Origin of the sequence: Streptomyces sp. D2-8 (assembly GCF_023184515.1) — a bacterium.
GTDB lineage: Bacteria > Actinomycetota > Actinomycetes > Streptomycetales > Streptomycetaceae > Streptomyces.
On record NZ_JAAHBP010000005.1, the window covers coordinates 90447 to 113369 of the forward strand.

Here is a 22923-nt window from a genome sequence, read left to right on the forward strand (position 1 = left end):
ATCAGGCAGCCGGGCCGGGGAACACCGGGACCGGCCCGGTGCTCTCCCTAAGCGGCGCTCCTCCGACGAGCCATCACGGTCCAGACCCCGAGCCCCACCAGTAGTGCGCTCCCGGTGCCGATGCCGCCCACGGCGAGCGCTCTCATGGCGGTGTCATCGCCCGCGGCCACACCCTCTGCGGCTGCTTCGCGGTCCTGGTCCGAGACCTCGAAGACGCCCTCGGGCTCGGACTCCCCCGCGTACTCGGGTCCGCCCCGCGCCTCCCCGCTCACCCGGACGCGCAGGGTCATCACGAACGGCCCGTCTCCGAAGGTGCCGGCGACGCCCTCCGAGAGATGGGCGACGAGGTAGTAGGAGCCGGCGAAGCGCAACGCGCTCACCTGTGCGGTGGCGGCGGAGCGGTTGGCGTGGTCGACCGGTGGCAGGGGAGGCAGGCTCCCGGACTTCTGGTCGCCGTTGTAGCCGACGCCCACGCCGGCGACGCGACCGCGCGCGGGGTTGTAGAGGTCCAGGTCCAGCGCGTCGGTCGTGTAGCCGGTGCCGCCGGAGCTCGAGCTGCCGAGCTCGGCGGTGACGGAGACCTGCTGTCCCCAGTCGACCGGCACCTTGTAGAAGAGGGTCTGGCCGGGCCGGATGTCGTCCCGCCAGACTCCCTGGTCGAGAGGGGTCGCCCCGGTGTATCCCGCGCCGCCCTTACGGCGCTCGGCCTCTCCCTGGAGCGGCTGGGGGGTGGCGGAGTTCCACACCTCGGGTGCACTGGTCGCCCCGGTCTTCGCCGTGCCCGGTTCCGTCATGGCGACGAGCTCCAGATCCCAGGCTTCCGGTGAGGAGCCCTCGCCCTGCGGGTCGACGCGCTCGACGGACAGGAAGTACACACCCGCTTTCTGGCACAGCGACTTGTTGGGCGAGATGTCGCGCACGCCCCACGCCGCGATGGGGTGAGGGCTGCGGGCGGCCCCGAAACTGGCGGTGTCGCCGGAGCAGGAGTTGCCCTCGGCGTCCTGCAGGGACACTTTGACCCCGTCGATGACGGAGACCGTGCTGCCGGGGGAGGGGACGGCGGTGACGGAGACGTACGCGTTCGACGCGGCGTCGAGTTCGAGGCGGTAGTTGACCTTGCCGCTGCTCGGCAGGGAGCTCTTGTAGGACCCGCCGGGCTTCAGGAGTTCGGCGTTCCCGGTGCTCCTCGCTCCCTCGACGCTCTGTGCGCCGTCGGCGAAGGCGTAGGGGCTCGGCGTGCCGGAGGCTTCTCCGGCAGCGGCGGTCTGTCCCGGCACCAGGGCCGCGGTCGTTCCCAGCACCACCGCGACTGCGCCGGCGCGCACAGCCGCCGAAGGACGGTGGTGCCACGCCTGCGCACGCCGCCCCCACGCGGTACGACACCGTCCCCTCACGCGCCACCCCTCACCGTCGTCGGACCACCATGGCGTGAAGCCGTGGCCCATCCTGCCGCGCCGGCCGGGTTCACGACCGGCCCTCGGCACACAAAACCCCGACCGCGAGGCGGCCGGGGTGTGCTCGGTCTGGGTTGTCGTGACTCACGAACCCGTGGGCACGGAGTCAGTCGCCTCCGTCCACAGATCCTGCTCGGCGCGATCCGCCTGGATCTGGCGGTACACGAGGAGCCCGCCGATGGCGGCCAGTGCGACCAGGAGAAGCTTCTTCACCGCGCGACCTCGTCTTTCGTTGACGTAGGGGACCTCTGGCGCCCGACTATACACACCGACCGATACCGATCGGTGACCTGAGTCGGCCCTCAACTCCCGTCCCGGGAGCCGGGATAGAAGCGGAGTACGCCGCTCCGATCGGAGGGTGATCACACCCCGACGGAGGGTTACTTTGATCTCCTTTCGCCGCTCTCCTCACCTTTTCATCCTTCTTGCGCCCATACGGGTGGTGTTCATCTGAACATCGACGCGCCACGGGCGTAGGTCCACCACTTCTCGACCCTCATACACATCATGAGGAAAGTACGCAAATCGCCCAACCCGAAAGTGAGGGGCCATGGCCCGGAACAAGGTCATGAAGCTGTGGACCACCATCGTCACCGCCTTCCTCGCGCTGTGCACGGCGCTCGGACTCGTCACCACGACCGCCGCCGCGGCCGTACCGCAGACCGAGCAGAAGAGCAACAGCAACGGCGCGAGCATCCCGCAGCAGCGGACGGCGGCACCGGCGGCGTTCCCCTGGTCCACCCCCAAGGCCCTGCCCCCCACGATGAAGCAGCGCATCCGCGCCGAGGCCCACGGCAAGACTCCCCGCTGCCGGCACCGCTCCCCCGCGGACACGGCGGCCTCCCCCGGCACCGACTGCACCGACGAGGACCCCGACCCCGACCCCGAGGCGGACCATCTCACGCCCCTGCAGCGCTGAACCCCCCGGAACGACACCCCGGCGATCCTGCGTACAAAGCCCGGCAGCTCGGCAGAGCGGCCGGGCTTACGCATGTCCCGACCACCGGCCCTGGGTCATGGGCGTACCCGGCAGGCCGTCTCGGGCCGGAGCCTCGCGCAACCGTGCACTGCTGTGGATGCCGGGCCTCAGACGTCAAGACCGGCCTCCAGACGTAAAAGACCCCCAGTCGTATTCGACTGGGGGTCTTTTCGCTGGTGGGGCTAACAGGATTTGAACCTGTGGCCTCATCCTTATCAGGTCGATCATGGGGCCCCTGGAACGTCGGCCAACTCGTCTCCCGCCTCGACTGGCTGTCCGTCGAGGTTCGGCGGTGTACGCCGCTGTCCGGCCTTGTTGGTGGCAGGTACTGGTGTCAGCGATGAGGGGCGCTCTTGACAACCTCAACACAGCCTACTAAGCGGCTCCGCCGAAGTCCGCTGCTGATCCGCACCTGCGGTACAAACCTGGCCGCCCCCGGTGAACGGGGTCCGGGGGTGAGCTTGTGACAAGATCGCGGGATGCTGCGACTCACCGATTTCATTATCGACTGCCCGGACACGATGAAGCTGGCGGCTTTCTACTCCGAGGTGACGGGCCGTCCGATCAAGGAAGGCAGCTCCGAGGACTGGGCTGGCATCCAGTTCGGCGAGATCGAGCTGGCATTCATCCGGGTGGATGACTACCGCGCTCCGCAGTGGCCCGACACCGAGCACCCCAAGCAGTTCCACCTCGACTTCGAAGTGGACGAGATCGAGTCCGAGCAGCGCCGCGTCCTCGACCTCGGCGCGACGCTAAGGCAGGACTTCATCGGCCCCAACGGCTACGGCTGGCAGGTCTACACCGACCCGATCGGCCACCCCTTCTGCCTGTGCCGCAACAAGGGCGTCATCTGGACCGACCAGGGCCCGATCTGGCCCAAGCGCGACTAATTAGCCGCCCACTTCCTCGCCCACCACTCTCCCCAGCTCCCATCCCGTCCGCCGTCGACCCACACGCATGTGGAGCGGGCGTGGTCCATGGCGTCCAGGTGGAGCGCGCCACTGTACGAACGACCTGGACGCCATGGGCCGCGTCTGCTCGGCTTCGCCTGGGTCGACGGTGGACGGGATGGGAGCTCCCCGCGCACGCCCCTACGGACCCGCACTCGCGTACGGCGCCCCCTCCATCCCGGTGCCGGCCGATCCCCCGCCGGAGGCATGTTCTTGATCGGGCCGCGATATGTGGTGATCGACTCATGGCCACCGGCCCTATCCATGTGGGCGCGCGTCGGCGCAGCGTGCGCGGAGCGGGCCGAAGGCAGGAGCGCAGCGCGCAGCGGAGCCGGGTGCCTTGATGAGGTAGAGAAACCTGTAACAGCTTCGCTGTCGCCTGGTTGTCCGGTCCCGGTAGATGCTTGACACTTCGGTCCCAGCTGATGGTTGACAGTGGCCGTGTTCGGCTTTTCTGTGCGCGTCGTTGCGGCGTGTGTGGGGAGGCCGGGATTGGCGCTGGTGGAGTTGTCGGTTGTCGAGCAGAGATACCGGGCTGTGCTTGCTGTGCTGGCGGGTTCGACGGTGACGGAGGTCGCCGCCCAGCTGGGTGTGTCGCGGCAGACGGTGAGCGGGTGGAAGTCCCGGTATGAGGCCGCGGGGCTGGCGGGTTTGGTGGACCGGTCGCGGAGGCCGGTCTCGTGTCCGCATCAGGCTTCCGCGGAGGTGGAGGCGGCGGTGTGTGAGCTGCGGCGCAAGCATCCTCGGTGGGGCCCGCGGCGGATCGCTCATGTGCTGGAGCGGTCCGGGGCGGTGGCGCCGGTGCCGTCGCGGATGACGGTGTATCGGATCCTGGTGCGGCATGGGCTGGTGGAGCCGGGGGTTCGGCGCCGGAAGCGGTCCGATTACAAGCGCTGGCAGCGGGACAGTGCGATGCAGTTGTGGCAGATGGACATCGTCGGCGGCGTGATGCTGGTCGACCCGGTCACTGGGGAGTTGACCGAGGCCAAGGTCGTGACGGGTGTGGATGATCATTCCCGGTATTGCGTGATCGCGTCGGTGGTCGAGCGGGCGACCGGGCGGGCGGTCTGTGCGGCGTTCGTGGGTGCTTTGCGGTCGTTCGGGGTGCCGGAGGAGGTGCTGACCGACAACGGCAAGCAGTTCACCGACCGGTTCGGGCCCGGGGGTGAGGTGTTGTTCGACCGGATCTGCCGGGAGAACGGGATCGCGCACCGCCTCACCCAGCCGGCGTCCCCGACCACGACGGGCAAGGTTGAGCGGTTCCATCAGACGCTGCGGCGTGAACTCCTCGACGACTGCGGTGCGTTCGAGAGCATCGGGGCGGCTCAGGCGGCGCTGGATGCGTGGGTGGAGGAATACAACTTTGTCCGGCCTCATCAGGCCCTGGACATGCAGTCTCCGGGCGACCGGTTCACCCCGGTTCCCGAGCAGGAACGGGATGTGCTGGGCCTGCGGGTGCCGGGAGTGCTTGGGCTGGTGCCGCAGCAGAGGTCTGCCCCCGCTGAGCAGGAACCGGCTGAGGCGGTGGCTGTTTCCGTCAGTGCGCTTGAGGAGATGGCGCCGTCGGCGCAGGTGGAGGACGGCGGGCCTGTGGAGTTCGAGCGGGTGGTGCCTGTGAGTGGGAATCTGCAGGTCGCGGGCAAGCAGTTCTGGCTGGGCCCGGCCCGCTCGGGCCTGACGGTGACGTTCTGGGCCGACACACAGGTGATCCACCTGTTGATCGCCGGGTCGCGGATCAAGTCGGTGCGGTCCCACCTGTCGGTGGCGGATCTGGCTCAGCTGGCGGCCCGGGGTGGGCGTGCGGCGGGGCCGTCGCCGCTGCCGACGGGTGACAGTGCTGCGTTCGAGGTGGACCGGACGGTGAACAACCACGGGCTGGTGGGTCTGGGCGGGCGCCAGGTGCTGGCAGCGGAGATCCTGGGCGGGCGCCGGGTGAGCGTCCGCATCGACGAGGCCACGCTGTCGTTCTTCGACCCGTCCTCGAGGGAGCTGCTGCGGGTGCGGCCCAACCCGCTCACCAGCGAGGAGGTGCAGCGGTTGCACGGCCTGCGGCCCGCGGGCCCGCTGCCCCGGCCCCGGATGGAGCCGGTGCAGGTCCAGCGGCGGGTCAGCGCGGTCGGCACGGTCATGGTCTGCCGGCAGGTCGTCCACCTCGGTCGCCCCTACGCGGGGCAGACCGTGATCATGCACGTGTCGGAGTCGACGATCACCGTCGAGCTGGACGGCCAGGCCCGAGTCATCCAGCGCACCACCGACATCCCCGTCCGCAACGTGAAAGCGAACAAGCCCTACAAGATTTCCGATGTTGTCTAGGCCCACCGTCAAGCATCAGCTGGGACCAGAACGTCAAACATCACCTGGGACTAGACACGCTGTCGCCTGGTCAGGCTGAAGGTGCGCCGGTGGTCAGGAGTCGGCTCGTGAATCCGGCTTGGCACAGGCGCTCGTACGCGGCGACCACGTCGGCAGGTAGGGGCTGGCTGATCATGAAGCCCTGCTCCGGGTAGACCATCAACCGCTGGAGCGCACCGACCAGCATGTCGATCACCAAGCGGGCATCACCGATGGAGTCGACGTACTCGTCCAGCGTCATCGGACTGGAGGCGCTGACGACCTCGACTCCGGGCCAGAGCTTCCGCGCGGTGGCGTAGGCCCGCCGCTCCTCGTACGGCTTGCTGATCAGGAGCACCGAGGACACCTCCACCCCGGCCTCCTCCAACAACTCTCGTGAGAAGCGGATGTTCTCGCCCGTGTTGCGGGCGCGAGGCTCGACCAGGACGTCACTGCTGGGGACCCCGAGTTCCACTGCCCGCTCCCGGTAGTGGACGGCCTCGCCACGGGGCATGCGTTCCCGTGTCGTGGGGCTCGTGGCACCGGTGAACAGGAGCAGGGGGGCCATGCCGCGCCTGTATAGGTCCACTGCTCTATCGGCTACGCCCAGGTCGTGGCTGCCAAGTCCGATGGCCACCGAGCACGGCCGGGGAGAGTGGCCCATCTGGTGGTAGTCCCACACGCGTCGGGCGTCTGCCCAGTTCTGTGTCGAGATCACTGCTGCCCCTTCCTGTCCTTGGCCGAGTCGGGCACCTTGAAGTCGTACTCCCATGCGAAGCGGGATGCCGCGTGGACCCCAACGGCGAATTCCACGACGGTGCCCGCGGCCGTGTACGTCGTCCGGTGCAACTCGACGACCGGTTCGCCAGGCGGTAGCTGCAGCTGCTTCACCTCGTCCGGTGTAGCAGCACGGGCAAAGAGTCGCTCCCTCATGTGATCGATCTCGTAACCCGCGTCGTACAGCACGCGAAATCCGCCACCTCGGCCGACGGGCCCCGGCACAGATCCGCGTCTTCATGGCGGCCCTGACCCGGGAGAAGGTCGGCGCCTCGGCCCTGCGCCCGCGTCCTGGAGGAGCGGCGCGAGCTGCAAGACCTGGAACGGAAGATCGCCGGTGAGCACTGGTCCCAGGAGCCGGACCATGACCTGATCTTCTCCTCCGAGCACGGCGGCATGATCGACCCGATGGGCTTCTCGCGCACCTTCGATCGGCTCGTCAAGCGTGCCGGTGTCCGCCGCATCACGGTCCGCCTGGCCCGGCACACCTGCGGCACGCTTCTCGCCTTCCTGAAGGTGCACCCCAAGGTCGCTCAGGCGATCCTCCGACACAGCCAGATCAGCATGACCATGGATGTCTACACGCACGTGGTAGGGGACAGCGAGCGGGAAGCGGTCGGCATGCTCGCCGAACTCCTGGAAGATCCACTCATCGGCTGATGTCAGCCATGGATGTCAAAGACCCCCAGCCGCTACCGACTGGGGGTCTTTTCGCTGGTGGGGCTAACAGGATTTGAACCTGTGGCCTCATCCTTATCAGGGATGCGCTCTAACCAACTGAGCTATAGCCCCGCCGCGCTCTGCGGTGTGTCCCGCGCGCTGACTCCTGAAGATTAGCGCACGACATGGGCAGTCCCAAAATCGGTTGTCGGGACAACGTCAAAGGACGTTACTCGTCCTCGGCGAGCGTCAGCTCCACGCCGCCCACGAAGCCCGCGGACAGGTTGTAGATGAACGCGCCGAGCGTCGCGAGGGCGGTCGCCAGGACGACGTCGATGACCGCGATGATCGACGCGAACAGCAGGACGTTGGGCAGCGACAGGAAGGCCTGCAGGTCGAAGCCGTTGGACTCGTTCGAGCCGGTGGCCTCGGAGATCGTGCCGCCGACCGTCGAGAAGACACCCATCGCGTCCATGACCATCCACAGCACGGCGGACGCGACGATCGTGCAGATGCCCAGGGCGATGGAGAGCAGGAAGCTGACCTTCATCACCGACCACGGGTCGGCCTTCGCCACCCGCAGCCGCGCCTTGCGGACGCGGGGCGTGGTGCGCGCCCCCGTGCGCGGACGCCGTACGGCACCGGTACCGTCGCCCGCCCCGGCCGCCGCCTGCTGCTGCGCCGGGTAGGCCTGCGGCGGGTGGTACGGCCCGGCCGGCTGCTGCGCCTGCCGATCCCCGGGCAGGGGCGAGGCCGTGCCCGGCTCCTGCGCGGCCGACTGCGGCTGCGCGCCGGAGGCGGCCGGGCCCGCGCCGGCCTTGTGCTGGGTCTGCGGACCTCGGGTGTCCGTCACTCTTCCCCCCTGGGAGTCATGCGAGGGCGCGTCCTTGGTCGGGGACTTGATCGCCTTCAGGTTGGTCGTGTGCGGGTCCGCCGCACGCGCGGCGGAGCCACGGCCGCCGTCGTCCGTGTCCGTACCCCTCGAGGTACCGCTCGGTCCGGCGCCCGTGGCTCCGCTCACGCTGACTCACTCCTCGTGCCTACTCGGACGAGGGCGCCTCACCCTCGTCCGTGCCGGTGACAGCGGCACCCTCGGCGGTCTCGTCGACGACCACATCGCCGTCGACCTCCTCCGCCTCGCGTCCCGCCTCGGCGTTGCGAGCGATGCCCACGACGGCATCGCGCTTGCCCAGATTGATCAGTTGGACGCCCATGGTGTCACGGCCGGTTTCCCTGATCTCGTTGACTCGCGTACGAATCACACCGCCCGACAGCGTGATGGCGAGGATCTCGTCGGTCTCCTCGACCACCAGCGCGCCGACGAGGGATCCGCGGTCCTCGACGATCTTGGCGGCCTTGATGCCGAGGCCGCCGCGACCCTGGACGCGGTACTCGTCGACGTTGGTCCGCTTCGCGTACCCGCCGTCTGTGGCAGTGAACACGAACGTACCGGGTCGAACAACATTCATCGAGAGCAGCTCGTCTCCCTCGCGGAAGCTCATGCCCTTGACACCCGAGGTGGCACGGCCCATGGGCCGGAGTGTGTCGTCCGAGGCCGTGAACCTGATCGACTGTGCCTTCTTGCTGATCAGAAGCAGATCGTCGTCCGCCGAGACCAGTTCGGCTCCGATCAGTTCGTCGTCCGAACCGTCCTGACCCTCACGCAGGTTGATCGCGATCACACCGCCGGAACGGGGCGAATCGTAATCCTTCAGAGGCGTCTTCTTCACAAGTCCGGCCTTGGTGGCGAGCACGAGGTAGGGAACCGCCTCGTAGTCGCGGATCGCCAGGATCTCGGCGATCGCCTCGTCCGGCTGGAAGGCGAGCAGGTTCGCCACGTGCTGACCGCGCGCGTCCCGGCCGGCGTCGGGCAGCTCGTAGCCCTTGACGCGGTAGACGCGGCCCTTGTTGGTGAAGAACAGCAGCCAGTGGTGCGTCGTGGACACGAAGAAGTGGTCGACGATGTCGTCTTCCTTGAGCTTCGTGCCGCGCACGCCCTTGCCGCCGCGCTTCTGGGCGCGGTAGTCGTCGGTCTTGGTGCGCTTGATGTAGCCGCCCCGGGTGACCGTGACGACGATGTCCTCCTCGGCGATCAGGTCCTCGATGGACATGTCGCCCTCGTAGGGGATCAGCGTCGTCTTGCGGTCGTCGCCGAACTTCTCGACGATCGCGGCCAGTTCGGCGCTGACGATGCCCCGCTGACGGACCGGGGAGGCCAGGATCTCGTTGTACTCGTTGATCTTCGCCTGGAGCTCGTCGTGCTCCTGGACGATCTTCTGGCGCTCCAGGGCGGCCAGTCGGCGCAGCTGCATCTCGAGGATGGCGTTGGCCTGGATCTCGTCGATCTCCAGGAGGCTCATCAGGCCGCCGCGGGCGATCTCGACGGTGTCGCTGCGCCGGATCAGCGCGATGACCTCGTCGATGGCGTCCAGGGCCTTCAGCAGGCCGCGCAGGATGTGCGCCCGCTCCTCGGCCTTGCGCAGCCTGAAGCGCGTACGGCGGACGATGACCTCGATCTGGTGCGTCACCCAGTGGCGGATGAACGCGTCGAGCGAGAGGGTGCGCGGCACGCCGTCCACCAGCGCCAGCATGTTGGCGCCGAAGTTGGTCTGCAGGTCGGTGTGCTTGTAGAGGTTGTTCAGGACGACCTTGGCGACCGCGTCCCGCTTCAGGACGATGACGAGACGCTGGCCCGTGCGGGAGCTGCTCTCGTCCCGGACGTCCGCGATGCCGCCGATCTTGCCGTCCTTCACCAGGTCGGCGATCTTCTGCGCGAGGTTGTCGGGGTTGGTCTGGTACGGCAGCTCCGTGACCACCAGGCACTGGCGGTTCTGGATCTCCTCGACCTCGACGACCGCGCGCATGGTGATGGAGCCGCGGCCGGTGCGGTACGCCTCCTCGATGCCCCGGCGGCCGACGACGAGCGCGCCGGTCGGGAAGTCCGGGCCCTTGATGCGCTCGATCAGCGCGTCCAGCAGCTCCTCGTGGGAGGCCTCGGGGTTCTCCAGGTACCACTGGGCGCCGGCCGCGACCTCGCGCAGGTTGTGCGGCGGGATGTTGGTGGCCATGCCGACCGCGATACCGGCCGAACCGTTGATCAGCAGGTTCGGGAAGCGGGCCGGCAGGACGGTCGGCTCCTGGGAGCGGCCGTCGTAGTTGTCCGTGAAGTCGACGGTCTCCTCGTCGATGTCGCGGACCATCTCCATCGACAGCGGCGCCATCTTGCACTCGGTGTACCGCATGGCCGCGGCCGGGTCGTTGCCCGGGGAGCCGAAGTTGCCGTTGGAGTCCACGAGCGGCATGCGCATCGACCACGGCTGCGCGAGGCGGACCAGCGCGTCGTAGATCGAGGAGTCGCCGTGCGGGTGGTAGTTGCCCATGACGTCGCCGACGACGCGAGCGCACTTGTAGAAACCGCGCTCGGGGCGGTAACCGCCGTCGTACATGGCGTACAGCACGCGGCGGTGGACGGGCTTGAGGCCGTCACGGACGTCCGGCAGCGCACGCGAGACGATGACGGACATCGCGTAGTCGAGATACGAGCGCTGCATCTCCGTCTCGAGCCCGACAGGCTCGACGCGCATGGCCAGGGCGTCACCCTCGGGCGTCGTCACGGGAGTGTTCTCGTCGGTCATTGCTGGTGAAGATCCTTCCTGGTGCGGTCAGCTGAGACCGACTCAGATGTCGAGGAAGCGGACGTCCTTGGCGTTGCGCTGGATGAACGCGCGGCGGGCCTCGACGTCCTCGCCCATGAGGACCGAGAACAGGTCGTCGGCCTGGGCGGCGTCGTCGAGGGTGACCTGGCCGAGGACGCGGTGCTCCTGGTCCATGGTCGTGATGCGCAGTTCCTCGGCGTTCATCTCACCGAGACCCTTGAAGCGCTGCACCGAGTCGTCCTTGATGCGCTTGCCCGCGTTGCGGCCCATCTCGATCAGGGCGTCGCGCTCGCGGTCGGAGTACGCGTACTCGAAGTCGTCCTTGCCCCACTTGATCTTGTAGAGCGGCGGGCGGGAGAGGTACACGTGCCCGGCCTCGACCAGGGGCCGCATGAAGCGGAACAGGAAGGTCAGCAGCAGGGTGTTGATGTGCTGGCCGTCGACGTCGGCGTCAGCCATCAGGATGATCTTGTGATAGCGCAGCTTCTCGATGTCGAAGTCCTCGTGGACTCCGGTGCCGAAGGCCGAGATCAGCGCCTGGATCTCCTGGTTCTGCAGGATCTTGTCGATCCGCGCCTTCTCGACGTTGAGGATCTTGCCGCGGATCGGGAGGATCGCCTGGTACTGCGGGTTGCGGCCGGACTTGGCCGAGCCGCCGGCGGAGTCACCCTCGACGATGAAGATCTCGCACTTGGCGGGATCGTTCGACTGGCAGTCGGAGAGCTTGCCCGGCAGGGACGCGGTCTCCAGCAGCCCCTTGCGGCGGGTGAGGTCACGGGCCTTGCGGGCCGCCACGCGCGCGGTGGCCGCCTGGATGCCCTTGCGGATGATGTCCGCGGCCTCGTTCGGGTTCCTGTCCAGCCAGTCCGCGAGGTGCTCGTAGACGACCCTCTGCACGAAGGTCTTGACCTCGGTGTTGCCCAGCTTGGTCTTGGTCTGGCCCTCGAACTGGGGCTCACTCAGCTTGACCGAGATGATCGCCGTCAGACCCTCGCGGATGTCGTCGCCCGTGAGGTTGTCGTCCTTCTCGCGCAGCAGCCTCTTGTCGCGCGCGTACTTGTTGATCAGCGAGGTCAGCGCGGCGCGGAAGCCCTCTTCGTGCGTACCGCCCTCGTGCGTGTGGATGATGTTGGCGAAGGAGTACACCCCCTCGCTGTAGCCGCCGTTCCACTGCATGGCGACCTCGAGGGACAGGTGCTTGTCCTTGTCCTCGGCCTCCAGGTCGATGACGGTGGGATGCACCGCCTCGCCCTTGCGGGAGTTGAGGTACTTCACGAAGTCGACGATGCCGCCCTCGTAGTGGTACGAGACGGCCTTGACCTCGTGCTTCTCGTCCTCGCCCGCCTCGTCCGCCCCGGCCGTGGCCTTCGCCGACTCGCGCTCGTCGGTGAGGTTGATCCGCAGGCCCTTGTTGAGGAACGCCATCTCCTGGAAACGCCGCGACAGCGTCTCGAAGGAATAGTGCGTGGTCTCGAAGATGTCCGGGTCGGCCCAGAAGGTGACCGTGGTGCCGTGCTCGTCCGTGGCCTCGTGCTGGGCAAGCGGGGCCGTCGGGACGCCCAACTTGTAGTCCTGGGTCCAGCGGTAGCCGTCGGTCTTGATCTCGACGGACACCTTGGTCGACAGGGCGTTCACGACGGAGACACCCACGCCGTGCAGACCACCGGAGACCGCGTAGCCGCCGCCGCCGAACTTTCCGCCCGCGTGCAGCACCGTCAGCACGACCTCGACGGCCGGCTTGCCCTCGGAGGGGACGATGCCGACCGGGATGCCACGGCCGTTGTCGACGACCCGCACGCCGCCGTCGGCGAGGATCGTCACGTCGATGGTGTCCGCATGCCCGGCCAGCGCCTCGTCGACGGAGTTGTCGACGACCTCTTGCACAAGGTGGTGAAGTCCGCGCTCACCGGTCGAGCCGATGTACATACCGGGGCGCTTGCGGACCGCGTCCAAGCCCTCGAGGACGGTGATGGCGCTGGCGTCGTACGAGGCGGTGACCTCGCCGTTCGACGAAGTCACCGCGACGTTCTCGCCGGCGTCGGTGGACGGGATGTTCTCGTTGGGGTTGCCGGAATCGGCCACGAAGCGCCCTTTCTGGCACAGCACTAGCCAGGCTCGTCGGCGGGTTGCCGGAGCGGCTGCGGCATGTTGCGTTGGTAAGCCTTGATCAGCGTTGCTCAGCTTTTCCCGGACGGTCCCCACGATTGGGGCGGGATTGCTTCCAGTCTACCGGTAGCACTGACACTGATGGGGGTTTGCCGGTACCTGAGTCCGCATGTGCCGCCCTCGACGGGTCTTGTCCGACTCCCGATATACGGATGGGGGCTCCAAGAGGCTCACAGAGGCACTCAGCGCTTCCGGCCGTCAACCCTTGGCTACTTCGGAGTCAGGTCGCGATTCGCAACCGTGTGCGGGCACACGACGGGAGGGCCGTCGGCGCTCCGACCGAGCAGATGGAAGCCCTCGATGTGATGTCAGTCACGTGCTGTCAACGGGTGGGAAACCGGTGCCGATCAACCGTAGGTGTCGCCCGGACCGGTGCTGCCGGGGGCGCGCAGCGGGCCGTAGCGCCGGGCGGGGCCACCGGGGCCCTGCACCTTGATCAGCTTCACCCTGCCGTGGCCCAGGTCCTCGTTGAGGCGCGCGACCAGCGTGGGCGCGAGCAGCCGGAGGTTCGTCGCCCAGGCCGTCGAATCGCAGCGCACGGTCAGGACGCACTCGTCCTCGTCGTACCTCTCCGGCTCACAGTGCTTCGCCACATCCTCGCCGACGATCTGCGGCCAGCGGCCCATCACACCGCCCACCGCCGCCGGCGCCTCCCAGCCGCGTTCGGTGATCAGCCGGTTGATCGCGGACCCGAGCGCCATGGGGTCGCGCCCGTCGGCGCGCGCACCGGAGCGCAGACCGCCGCGGCGCGCCTGCTTCTTCTGCTGCGCCGCGTCCCCACGCGCGCGTGCGGCTTCCTTGGCGGCGCGCAGCGCCACGCGCGCGAGGTCGACGCCGGAGGGCTCGGGCTGCTTCGGGGCGCCGCCGGGTGTGTTTTCCGTCATACCCGCTCCACCGTCCCCTCGGACACGGCGAACCGCGTCCCGGACAGCACATGCGGTACGTCGTCGTCGACCGCGGCCGTCACCAGGACCTGCTCGCCGGGCGCGACCAGTTCCGCGAGGCGCTCACGGCGGCGGGTGTCCAGCTCGGCGAAGACGTCGTCGAGCACCAGCACCGGCTCGTTGCCCTCTGCTCGGAGCAGGTCGTACGAGGCCAGGCGCAGCGCCAGCGCGTAGGACCACGACTCGCCGTGGGAGGCGTAGCCCTTGGCGGGGAGCTGGCCGAGCTTGAGCTGAAGGTCGTCCCGGTGCGGGCCGATCAGCGTGACGCCCCGCTCGACCTCCTGCCTGCGGGCCCCGGCGAGCGCAGCCATCAGCTGCTCGAAGAGGTCCTCGCGGGTGTGCGCCTCGCCCGGCGCGGACGGCTTGTACTCCAGCGCGATCGGGCCGCCGCCGGGGGCGAGTTGCTCGTAGGCCTTGTCGGCCAGCGGCTGGATCGTGGCGATCAGGTCCAGGCGCTGGGCGAGCAACTCGGCGCCCGCGCGCGCGAGATGCTGGTCCCACACGTCGAGGGTGGACATGTCCATGGTGCGGCCGCCGTGCCGACGGGCCAGCGCTGCCGACTTCAGCAGGGTGTTGCGCTGCTTGAGGACCCGGTCGTAGTCGGAACGGACCCCGGCCATGCGCGGGGAGCGCGCGGTGATCAGCTCGTCGAGGAAGCGGCGCCGCTCACCGGGGTCGCCCTTGACCAACGCGAGATCCTCGGGCGCGAACAGCACGGTCCGCACGATCCCCAGCACGTCACGCGGCCTGACCTGCGAGGACCGGTTGATCCGGGCCCGGTTGGCGCGCCCCGGGTTCAGCTCAAGCTCGACCAGCTGCTGCCGTTCGCCCTGCCGGACCTGGGCCCGGATGATCGCGCGGTCGGCGCCCATGCGGACCAGGGGGGCGTCGGAGGAGACCCGGTGGCTGCCGAGGGTGGCGAGATAGCCGACCGCCTCGACGAGGTTGGTCTTGCCCTGCCCGTTCGGCCCGACGAAGGCCGTCACCCCGGGGTCGAGAGGGACCTCGACCCGGGGGTACGAGCGGAAGTCGGCCAGCGACAGATGCGTGACGTGCATGGTCGTTTCGCCGACCTCCCCGGACGGTTGTGGACTGCGGTGCAGCCCTGTGGACTACTTCTTCTCGGCTGGGCTACTTCTTCTCGACCGCGTGGCCGCCGAACTGGTTCCGCAGCGCCGCGATCATCTTCATCTGGGGCGAGTCCTCCTGGCGGGAGGCGAACCGCGCGAACAGCGACGCGGTGATCGCCGGCAGCGGCACCGCGTTGTCGATGGCGGCTTCCACAGTCCAGCGTCCCTCGCCCGAGTCCTGTGCATAACCCCGGAGCTCGTCCAGGTGCTCGTCCTCGTCGAGCGCGTTGACCGCGAGGTCGAGCAGCCAGGAGCGGATGACCGTGCCCTCCTGCCAGGAGCGGAAGACCTCCCGGACATCGGTCACGGAGTCGACCTTCTCCAGAAGCTCCCAGCCCTCGGCGTAAGCCTGCATCATCGCGTACTCGATGCCGTTGTGGACCATCTTCGCGAAGTGGCCCGCGCCGACCTTGCCGGCGTGCACCGATCCCGCGTCGCCCTCCGGCTTGAGGGCGTCGAAGACCGGCTGCACCTTGGCGACGTTCTCCTTGTCGCCGCCGTACATCAGCGCGTAGCCGTTCTCCAGGCCCCAGACACCGCCGGAGACGCCGCAGTCGACGAAGCCGATGCCCTTGGCCGCCAGCTCCTCGGCGTGCCTCTCGTCGTCGGTCCAGCGGGAGTTGCCGCCGTCCACGACGACGTCGCCCGGCTCCAGCAGCTCGGCGAGCCGGTCGATCGTGGTCTGCGTGGCCTCACCGGCCGGGACCATCACCCAGATCACGCGCGGGCCGCTGAGCTTGCCCACAAGCTCTTCCAGGCTGTGGACATCGGCGAGGTCCGGGTTGCGGTCGTATCCGAGGACGGTGTGACCTGCGCGGCGGATCCGCTCGCGCATGTTGCCGCCCATCTTGCCGAGGCCGACGAGACCGAGCTCCATCAGTTGTGTTCCTTAGGTTCTGCGACGTGGCGTGGCGGCACGTGCTGTACCGCGAGGCACTTTCGTACCCGCGCCCGAGCCTAAACCCGGACGCTCGCGCACATCTGTGGGCATACGCGCTCAGTCGTACGCCCTCACCTGCGGGTTTGCCCTCAGCCTGTGGACAACCGCGGATGATCCCCAGCCCGTCACCGGCCTTCGCGCCGGGTCAGCCGCTGAGGCGCACCGGCATGATCAGGTACTTGTAGGCCTCGTCCGCCTCGGCGTCCAGCGCCGGCTTGCCGCTGAGCAGCGCGGGCTTGGTGGACGTCGTGAACGACAGCTGGGCGACCGGGGAGTCGATCGCGCTCAGGCCGTCCAGCAGGAACGTCGGGTTGAAGGCGATCGACACGTCGTCGCCCTCCAGCTGGGCGTCGACCCGCTCCACAGCCTGTGCGTCGTCGCTGGAACCGGCCTCCAGGATCAGCACGCCCTGCTCGAAGCTGAGCCGCACCGGGGTGTTGCGCTCGGCGACCAGGGCCACACGCTTGACGGCCTCCACGAAGGGGGCGGTCTCGATCACGGCGACGCTGTTGAACTCGGTCGGGAACAGCGAGCGGTACTTCGGGAGGTCACCCTCCAGCAGACGCGTGGTCGTGCGACGGCCCGCGCCCTCGAAACCGATCAGGCCCTCGCCCGAGCCCCCGCCGGACAGCGCCAGGATGACGCTGTCGCCGCTTGTGAGGGCCTTGGCGGTGTCCAGAAGCGTCTTGGCGGGCACCAGGGCGACCGCGGAGGCCTCCGGGTTCTCCGGCTTCCACAGGAACTCGCGGACCGCGAAGCGGTAGCGGTCGGTGGACGCCAGCGTGACGGTGTCGCCCTCGATCTCGATGCGCACACCGGTGAGGACGGGCAGCGTGTCGTCACGGCCGGCCGCGATGGCGACCTGGGCGGCCGCGGAGGCGAAGACCTCGCCGGGGACCGTGCCCGTCGCGTTCGGCATCTGGGGCAGGGCCGGGTACTCCTCCACAGGCAGGGTGTGGAGTGTGAACCGGGACGAGCCGCAGACCACGGTCGCCCGTACACCGTCTGTGGAAATCTCCACCGGCCGGTTGGGCAGCGCGCGGCAGATGTCCGCGAGCAGGCGGCCGGAGACCAGGACCGTGCCCTCCTCGTCGACCTCGGCCTCCACCGACACACGGGCGGAGACCTCGTAGTCGAAGCTGGACAGGCTCAGCTGGCCTTCCTCGGCCTTCAGCAGCAAGCCGGCGAGGACAGGCGCCGGCGGACGGGCCGGGAGGCTGCGTGCCGCCCAGGCCACTGCCTCCGCGAGTACGTCGCGTTCCACCCGGATCTTCACTGTTGCCGCCTCCTGCTGTTGCCGGCGCTTCTCGCTCTGCCTGGCCCTCGTCGTCTGTCTCGGTGTCGACGGTCCCTGTGAGGGGAGGACACCGGGGACCAGTCTGACGCACCGCACTGACAGTAGGTGCCTCTCGGGGTCAAGTCGTGACGAGGGGCAGCCGGGCACCGAAGAGCGAGTTGTGCACAGGGCCCTCTTCGAAACGGATTCCCAGCTCTCTCTAGTCGGGAGTAGTAGTAGGGCCTGTGGATACCGTGGATAACCTCGTTTTCCCAGCTCAGAGCGGGAATTTTATCCACTGGTCCTGTGGGCGGAGGCGGTGGACAACCGGACGCATCTGTGGAGAACAGAAAGTTCTGCACACGCCGTGCACAGGGAGAGGCGAGTTCTCCCCAACGCCATCCCCAGCTTTACCCACCTTTCCCACAGGCCAACCCGGCACCTTCGTGTGACGCCTTTCACTCGACCCGGTGAGGAGGCGCGTCGCGTTGCCGAACAGTGGACAGGCATGTGGAGAAGCGGGCGATCGCTGGGGACAACCGCCCCCAGCCTGTGGGCAGCCGGTGGACAACTCGGTGCACAGACTGTGGATCACCCCGTCGTCCACAGTCTGTGGAGATCCTTCGTCCACCAATCCACAAGCACCTGAGCTGGCCTGATGGTCTTTCAACAGTGGCCGCTGTGGACACGATCTGGACAACTCCCCGGTCCCCAGGATGTGGACGGCAGAAAGTCCCCGAATCTGTGGAGGGAGGCCGTAACCCGGCGATTAATCGAACAGCGGGGTGCGGCCGGGTGCCCGGGGTGAGGGCCGATGATCCGCCGTGGAGGCCCGGAAACAGGGCCGTACGGGTCATGGAAGCGGCCCTGGGGACCACAGAAGCCGACGCACACCACGACCGCGGGGACCACGGAAGCCGAGGCACACCAGAAGAAGGGCGCCCCCGGATTCCTCCGCGGGCGCCCTCAGTGGCGTTCTGCCGTCGCCGTCAGCCGTTCTTGATGCGGTTGGTCAGCTCCGTGACCTGGTTGTAGATGGAGCGGCGCTCGGCCATCAGATTGCGGATCTTGCGGTCCGCGTGCATGACCGTCGTGTGGTCGCGGCCGCCGAACAGCGCACCGATCTTCGGCAGCGACAGGTCCGTCAGCTCACGGCACAGGTACATGGCGATCTGCCGGGCGGTGACCAGGGCGCGGCCGCGCGAGGTGCCGCACAGGTCCTCGACGGTCAGCCCGAAGTAGTCCGCCGTCGCGCCCATGATGGCCGTCGACGTGATCTCGGGCGCCGAATCGTCGCCACCGGGGATGAGGTCCTTCAGAACGATCTCCGTCAGCCCCAGATCCACCGGCTGCCGGTTGAGCGAGGCGAACGCCGTGACCCGGATCAGCGCGCCCTCCAGCTCACGGATGTTCCGCGAGATCCGGGACGCGATGAACTCCAGTACCTCCGGCGGCGCGTTCAGCTGCTCCTGCACCGCCTTCTTGCGGAGGATCGCGATCCGAGTCTCCAGCTCGGGCGGCTGGACGTCCGTGATCAGACCCCACTCGAAACGGTTCCGCAGCCGGTCCTCCAGCGTCACCAGCTGCTTCGGCGGCCGGTCGGAGGACAGCACGATCTGCTTGTTGGCGTTGTGGAGCGTGTTGAAGGTGTGGAAGAACTCCTCCTGCGTCGACTCCTTGTCCGCCAGGAACTGGATGTCGTCGACGAGCAGGATGTCCATCTCGCGGTACCGCTTGCGGAAGCTGTCGCCCTTGCCGTCGCGGATGGAGTTGATGAACTCGTTGGTGAACTCCTCCGAGCTCACGTACCGCACCCGCGTGCCCGGGTAGAGGCTGCGCGCGTAGTGCCCGATCGCGTGCAGCAGGTGCGTCTTGCCGAGCCCGGACTCCCCGTAGATGAACAAGGGGTTGTACGCCTTCGCGGGTGCCTCGGCCACAGCGACCGCGGCCGCGTGCGCGAAGCGGTTGGAGGCGCCGATGACGAACGTGTCGAAGAGGTACTTCGGATTCAGGCGGGCGGTCGGCTCGCCGGGGCCGGTCGCCGGCGCGGGCTGCGCGGCCAGCGGGCCGGGCGCACCGGTCGTCGGCAGGTTCGGGCCGACCGGGCCGCCCCGGTGGACGTGCCCCGAGCCGGCCGGCGGCTCGGGCAGCTCCCGGCGCACCGCGTCGCGCTGGTCGTAGTCGCCGCGTGACGTGTCGTAGTCGGAGCGCTGCTGCTCGTAGGAGGGGCGCTCCGTGGGCTGCGGGCGGTAGTCCTGCGAGGGGGAGCCGTAGGCGTCCTGGGAGGGCGGGCCGTAGGAGTCCTTGGACCCGTAAGCGTCCTGGGAGCCGTGGGATCCGTAGGTGTCCTGCGAGCCGGAGCCGTATGCGTCCTGCGGGTTGTAGGAGTCCCGGGAGCCGTACGCGTCCTGCCCGGGTGACGCGTACGGGTCACGCTCGGGAAAGCCGAGGCGCTGCTGCTGCCAGCCGTACTCGTCCTGCTGTGCCGGCCGCGGCCAGGCGCCGGGCTCGGGGCGCTGGTACTCGGACGGGTACGCGGGACGGGCCGTGGGAAGTTGATCTGCGCGCGTAGGCGGATGCTGGTCGCCGGCCGGGCCGGGCAGCTGGTCGGCCCGGTGGCGGCCGTACCCCTCGTACCCGTCGCGGTCCTGGCGGTCATAGGCGTCGCGCTCCGGGCGGTCGTATCCGTCACGCTCGGGACGGTCGTATCCGTCACGGTCCTGGCGCGCGGCCGGAAGCTCGGGCTCCTCGTAGCGCTGCTGGGGGCGGGACGGGGGCGCCGGCGGGGCGGGGGGCTCACCCGCGGAGTCGTCGACGGTGATCGCGATCCGGATCGGGCGGCCGCACTCGCGGCTCAGCGTCTCGCTGACGATCGGCGCCAGCCGGCCCTCGAGTACGCCTTTCGCGAATTCGTTCGGTACGGCGAGCAGGGCGGTGTCCGCGACCAGCGCGAGCGGCTGGCAGCGCCGGATCCAGTGCTCGTCCTTCCCTTCCACTCCTTGACCGCGGCCCTCCCCGAGGAGCTGCTCCAATACGCGTGGCCACACTGCGGCAAGATCGGCAGGTACGTCAGCCACAGGGCACGCTCTCTCACAGGTCCCACGAACGTGTGGTTCTGGGACGGCTAGGGATGTAAATCGGGTGGGGCAGGGATAAGGGAACGAATCGGAGTTCCGTCACGGTAGTCAGGGCGGCCGGTACGGTTCAAGTTGTTGTCCCCAGCCTGTGGACAAGTGTCTCCCGGCGACTCCTGGTTTGACCGGATGGCGTAGCCGCGCGTACCGTAACCAGGTCGAGTTGTCGATGGCTGCTGCCGCCTGCCTCCGATGGGCACAGATCATTTGGGTGATCGGTCAGCGGTGCACTCGGGCGTAACTGCGAGCTACTCGTGGGCGCACGGTGACAGCCAGGACGGCACCCCGCAACTACCGAATTCTTCTGGAGCCCCCGAGTGAGCAAGCGCACCTTCCAGCCGAACAACCGTCGCCGCGCGAAGACCCACGGCTTCCGCCTGCGGATGCGTACCCGTGCCGGTCGCGCGATTCTCGCGAACCGTCGCAGCAAGGGTCGCGCCAGCCTGTCCGCCTGATCCCGATCAGGTCATGACACCGTGCTGCCCACCGAGAACCGGCTGAGGCGGCGCGAGGACTTCGCGACCGCGGTACGACGAGGCCGTCGGGCAGGACGCCCGCACCTCGTCGTCCACCTCCGAAGCGGTGCCACGGACCCGCATGCGCCTGGGGAGAGCGCTCCCCTGACGCGTGCGGGTTTCGTCGTGAGCAAAGCAGTGGGTGGCGCGGTCGTGCGCAACAAGGTGAAGCGCAGGCTTCGCCACCTGATGCGCGAGCGAGTCGCCCAGCTGCCCCCCGGTAGCCTGGTAGTCGTACGAGCATTGCCCGGATCGGGCGACGCCGACCATGCACAGCTGGCCCGAGACCTGGATGCCGCTCTCCAGCGGTTGCTGGGAGGGGGCGCGCGATGAAGTACCCGCTGCTGGCTCTGATCAAGCTCTACCAGTGGACGATCAGTCCATTGCTGGGGCCGGTCTGCAAGTACTACCCGTCGTGCTCCCACTACGGCTACACGGCCATCGACCGGCATGGTGCCATCAAGGGAACAGCACTCACGGCCTGGCGCATCCTGCGGTGCAATCCGTGGTCGCTGGGCGGTGTGGATCATGTCCCGCCGCGCAAGCGCCCGCGGTGGCACGAAACGCTGCGTATCGCGTGGCGTGCACGCAAGGGCGGGCCCTCCGCCGCCGGACCGGCCACCGAGGGACAGGCTTCTCCCACAAGTCCGTCGAGTCCTTCGAGCCCGGCCGCAGAGACACCGTCCCATGCCCAAGGAGCATGATTAGTGGACACGATTGCCAGCCTCTTCAGCTTTATCACCACACCCGTCTCCTGGGTCATCGTCCAGTTCCACTCGGTGTACGGCGCCCTCTTCGGCCCTGATACCGGCTGGGCCTGGGGCCTGTCGATCGTGTCCCTGGTGATCCTGATCCGTATCTGCCTGATCCCGCTCTTCGTGAAGCAGATCAAGGCGACCCGGGCCATGCAGACGCTGCAGCCCGAGATGAAGAAGATCCAGGAGCGCTACAAGAACGACAAGCAGCGTCAGTCCGAAGAGATGATGAAGCTGTACAAGGAGACGGGCACCAACCCGCTCTCCTCGTGCCTTCCCATCCTGGCGCAGTCCCCGTTCTTCTTCGCCCTGTACCACGTGCTCAACAGCATCGCGTCGAACGACACCATCGGCGTCATCAACGACAACCTGCTGCAGAGCGCGCAGAAGGCACACATCGTCGGTGCGCCGCTGGCGGCGAAGTTCACCGACAGCTCGTCGAAGGTGGAAGCACTCGGTGCCTCCCTCACCGACGTCCGCGTGGTCACCGCCATCATGATCGTCCTGATGTCGGCGTCGCAGTTCTTCACCCAGCGCCAGCTGATGACGAAGAACGTCGACACCACGGTGAAGACGCCGTTCATGCAGCAGCAGAAGATGCTGATGTACGTCTTCCCGGTCATGTTCGCCGTCTTCGGCATCAACTTCCCGGTCGGTGTCCTCGTCTACTGGCTGACCACCAACGTGTGGACCATGGGCCAGCAGATGTACGTCATCCACAACAACCCGACCCCGGGTTCCAAGGCCCAGGCCTCGTACCTCGACCGACTGACCAAGTACGTCACGCAGCACGACAAGGTCAGCAAGCGCCGCGACCGCGCCATCGTCAAGGCGATCGTCGCCAAGGGCCGCGACCGCAACGAGTTCGAGCGCAAGTTCATCAACGGCCTGAGCAAGGCCGGTCTCGCCGCCCAGGCCGACGGCACCGTGATCAAGAGCGACACCGCAGCCGCAGCCCAGGCCGAGGACGGTACGCCGATCACCGCCGCCGGTACCCCCAAGCGCCAGCAGCCCAAGCGGCAGAGCAAGTCGCAGCGGCAGCACGGCGGCAGCACCGGCGCGAAGGCGGCCGGCGAGAGCGAGCCGAAGACGTCGCTGACCAAGTCCGACGAGCCCGAGGACGCCAAGCCCGCCGCCGCCGACAAGAAGGGCGGCGCGAAGCCCGCCGGCGGTACCCGCAGCAAGGCCCAGTCCGGACAGCGCAAGGGTCCGCAGCGGCCCAAGTCCCCGTCCAAGAAGTAAGAAGGAGTCCATCC

Annotated in this window: 19 protein-coding genes, 1 tRNA gene and 1 pseudogene; 8 read left to right on the forward strand and 13 right to left on the reverse strand. The window is 68.2% G+C overall.

Annotated features, from left to right (window positions below; genetic code table 11):
* Positions 1 to 47: 47 nt before the first annotated feature.
* Positions 48 to 1445: a hypothetical protein gene (locus G3I77_RS12305; protein ID WP_248503090.1), complete on the reverse strand. Its 1398-nt coding sequence runs from the start codon at positions 1443 to 1445 to the stop codon at positions 48 to 50.
* Between the two features lie 93 nt (positions 1446 to 1538).
* Complete coding sequence (locus G3I77_RS12310) at positions 1539 to 1667, reverse strand: DLW-39 family protein (protein ID WP_003999697.1); 129 nt, start codon at positions 1665 to 1667, stop codon at positions 1539 to 1541.
* 337 nt (positions 1668 to 2004) lie between these two features.
* Here G3I77_RS12310 and G3I77_RS12315 point away from each other — a divergent pair, with 337 nt between their 5' ends.
* The 3 genes from G3I77_RS12315 to G3I77_RS12325 all read left to right on the forward strand — a co-directional run bounded on the left by G3I77_RS12315 (position 2005) and on the right by G3I77_RS12325 (position 5696).
* Positions 2005 to 2373, forward strand: a complete 369-nt coding sequence (locus tag G3I77_RS12315) for a DUF6344 domain-containing protein (RefSeq protein WP_248503092.1) — start codon at positions 2005 to 2007, stop codon at positions 2371 to 2373.
* 539 nt (positions 2374 to 2912) lie between these two features.
* Positions 2913 to 3323, forward strand: a complete 411-nt coding sequence (locus G3I77_RS12320; protein ID WP_248503093.1) for a VOC family protein — start codon at positions 2913 to 2915, stop codon at positions 3321 to 3323.
* A gap of 552 nt (positions 3324 to 3875) precedes the next feature.
* Positions 3876 to 5696, forward strand: coding sequence for an IS481 family transposase (locus tag G3I77_RS12325; RefSeq protein WP_248503094.1), 1821 nt, complete (start codon positions 3876 to 3878; stop codon positions 5694 to 5696).
* Positions 5697 to 5766: 70 nt separating this feature from the next.
* On the opposite strand, the gene G3I77_RS12330 is transcribed toward G3I77_RS12325, so the two are convergent.
* Both G3I77_RS12330 and G3I77_RS12335 read right to left on the reverse strand, forming a co-directional pair.
* Entirely contained in the window at positions 5767 to 6432 is a 666-nt protein-coding gene (locus tag G3I77_RS12330) for a YdcF family protein (protein ID WP_248503095.1), read from the reverse strand.
* Positions 6429 to 6713, reverse strand: a pseudogene (locus tag G3I77_RS12335) (UTRA domain-containing protein); the annotation flags it as partial. The gene G3I77_RS12330 and the pseudogene G3I77_RS12335, both read right to left, overlap by 4 nt.
* Before the next feature lie 108 nt (positions 6714 to 6821).
* On the opposite strand from G3I77_RS12335, the gene G3I77_RS12340 reads away from it, so the two are divergent.
* Complete coding sequence (locus tag G3I77_RS12340; RefSeq protein WP_308311383.1) at positions 6822 to 7151, forward strand: tyrosine-type recombinase/integrase; 330 nt, start codon at positions 6822 to 6824, stop codon at positions 7149 to 7151.
* A gap of 55 nt (positions 7152 to 7206) precedes the next feature.
* Here G3I77_RS12340 and G3I77_RS12345 read toward each other — a convergent pair.
* From G3I77_RS12345 to dnaA, 9 genes are all read right to left on the reverse strand, one after another.
* A tRNA-Ile gene (locus G3I77_RS12345) sits at positions 7207 to 7283 on the reverse strand.
* A 97-nt stretch (positions 7284 to 7380) separates the two neighbouring features.
* The gene (locus G3I77_RS12350; protein ID WP_248503096.1) at positions 7381 to 8172 is read right to left on the reverse strand and encodes a DUF3566 domain-containing protein; all 792 of its coding nucleotides are present in this window, start codon (positions 8170 to 8172) and stop codon (positions 7381 to 7383) included.
* A 19-nt stretch (positions 8173 to 8191) separates the two neighbouring features.
* The gene (gene gyrA, locus G3I77_RS12355; RefSeq protein ID WP_248503099.1) at positions 8192 to 10786 is read right to left on the reverse strand and encodes a DNA gyrase subunit A; all 2595 of its coding nucleotides are present in this window, start codon (positions 10784 to 10786) and stop codon (positions 8192 to 8194) included.
* A gap of 42 nt (positions 10787 to 10828) precedes the next feature.
* Complete coding sequence (gyrB, locus tag G3I77_RS12360) at positions 10829 to 12889, reverse strand: DNA topoisomerase (ATP-hydrolyzing) subunit B (protein WP_248503102.1); 2061 nt, start codon at positions 12887 to 12889, stop codon at positions 10829 to 10831.
* A 431-nt stretch (positions 12890 to 13320) separates the two neighbouring features.
* On the reverse strand, positions 13321 to 13857 hold the full coding sequence (locus G3I77_RS12365) for a DUF721 domain-containing protein (RefSeq protein ID WP_248503104.1): 537 nt from the start codon (positions 13855 to 13857) through the stop codon (positions 13321 to 13323).
* Positions 13854 to 14975: a DNA replication/repair protein RecF gene (gene recF, locus G3I77_RS12370; RefSeq protein ID WP_248503106.1), complete on the reverse strand. Its 1122-nt coding sequence runs from the start codon at positions 14973 to 14975 to the stop codon at positions 13854 to 13856. Before recF ends, G3I77_RS12365 begins: the two co-directional genes overlap by 4 nt.
* 73 nt (positions 14976 to 15048) lie before the next feature.
* Complete coding sequence (gene gnd, locus G3I77_RS12375; protein ID WP_248503107.1) at positions 15049 to 15924, reverse strand: phosphogluconate dehydrogenase (NAD(+)-dependent, decarboxylating); 876 nt, start codon at positions 15922 to 15924, stop codon at positions 15049 to 15051.
* A 208-nt stretch (positions 15925 to 16132) separates the two neighbouring features.
* Complete coding sequence (dnaN, locus tag G3I77_RS12380; protein WP_248503108.1) at positions 16133 to 17263, reverse strand: DNA polymerase III subunit beta; 1131 nt, start codon at positions 17261 to 17263, stop codon at positions 16133 to 16135.
* 989 nt (positions 17264 to 18252) lie between these two features.
* On the reverse strand, positions 18253 to 20340 hold the full coding sequence (gene dnaA / locus G3I77_RS12385) for a chromosomal replication initiator protein DnaA (RefSeq protein ID WP_308311379.1): 2088 nt from the start codon (positions 20338 to 20340) through the stop codon (positions 18253 to 18255).
* 374 nt (positions 20341 to 20714) lie between these two features.
* Between dnaA and rpmH the strand changes: the two genes are divergently transcribed.
* Genes rpmH through yidC form a run of 4 tightly spaced genes read left to right on the forward strand, consistent with a single transcriptional unit; the run spans position 20715 to position 22909 of the window.
* The gene (rpmH, locus tag G3I77_RS12390) at positions 20715 to 20852 is read left to right on the forward strand and encodes a 50S ribosomal protein L34 (protein WP_005482975.1); all 138 of its coding nucleotides are present in this window, start codon (positions 20715 to 20717) and stop codon (positions 20850 to 20852) included.
* Positions 20853 to 20873: 21 nt separating this feature from the next.
* Positions 20874 to 21245, forward strand: coding sequence for a ribonuclease P protein component (rnpA, locus tag G3I77_RS12395; RefSeq protein WP_248503110.1), 372 nt, complete (start codon positions 20874 to 20876; stop codon positions 21243 to 21245).
* Positions 21242 to 21616, forward strand: coding sequence for a membrane protein insertion efficiency factor YidD (yidD, locus tag G3I77_RS12400; protein WP_248503111.1), 375 nt, complete (start codon positions 21242 to 21244; stop codon positions 21614 to 21616). The genes rnpA and yidD overlap by 4 nt, the downstream gene beginning before the upstream one ends.
* A gap of 3 nt (positions 21617 to 21619) precedes the next feature.
* On the forward strand, positions 21620 to 22909 hold the full coding sequence (yidC, locus tag G3I77_RS12405; protein ID WP_248503113.1) for a membrane protein insertase YidC: 1290 nt from the start codon (positions 21620 to 21622) through the stop codon (positions 22907 to 22909).
* The last annotated feature ends 14 nt before the right edge of the window (positions 22910 to 22923 follow it).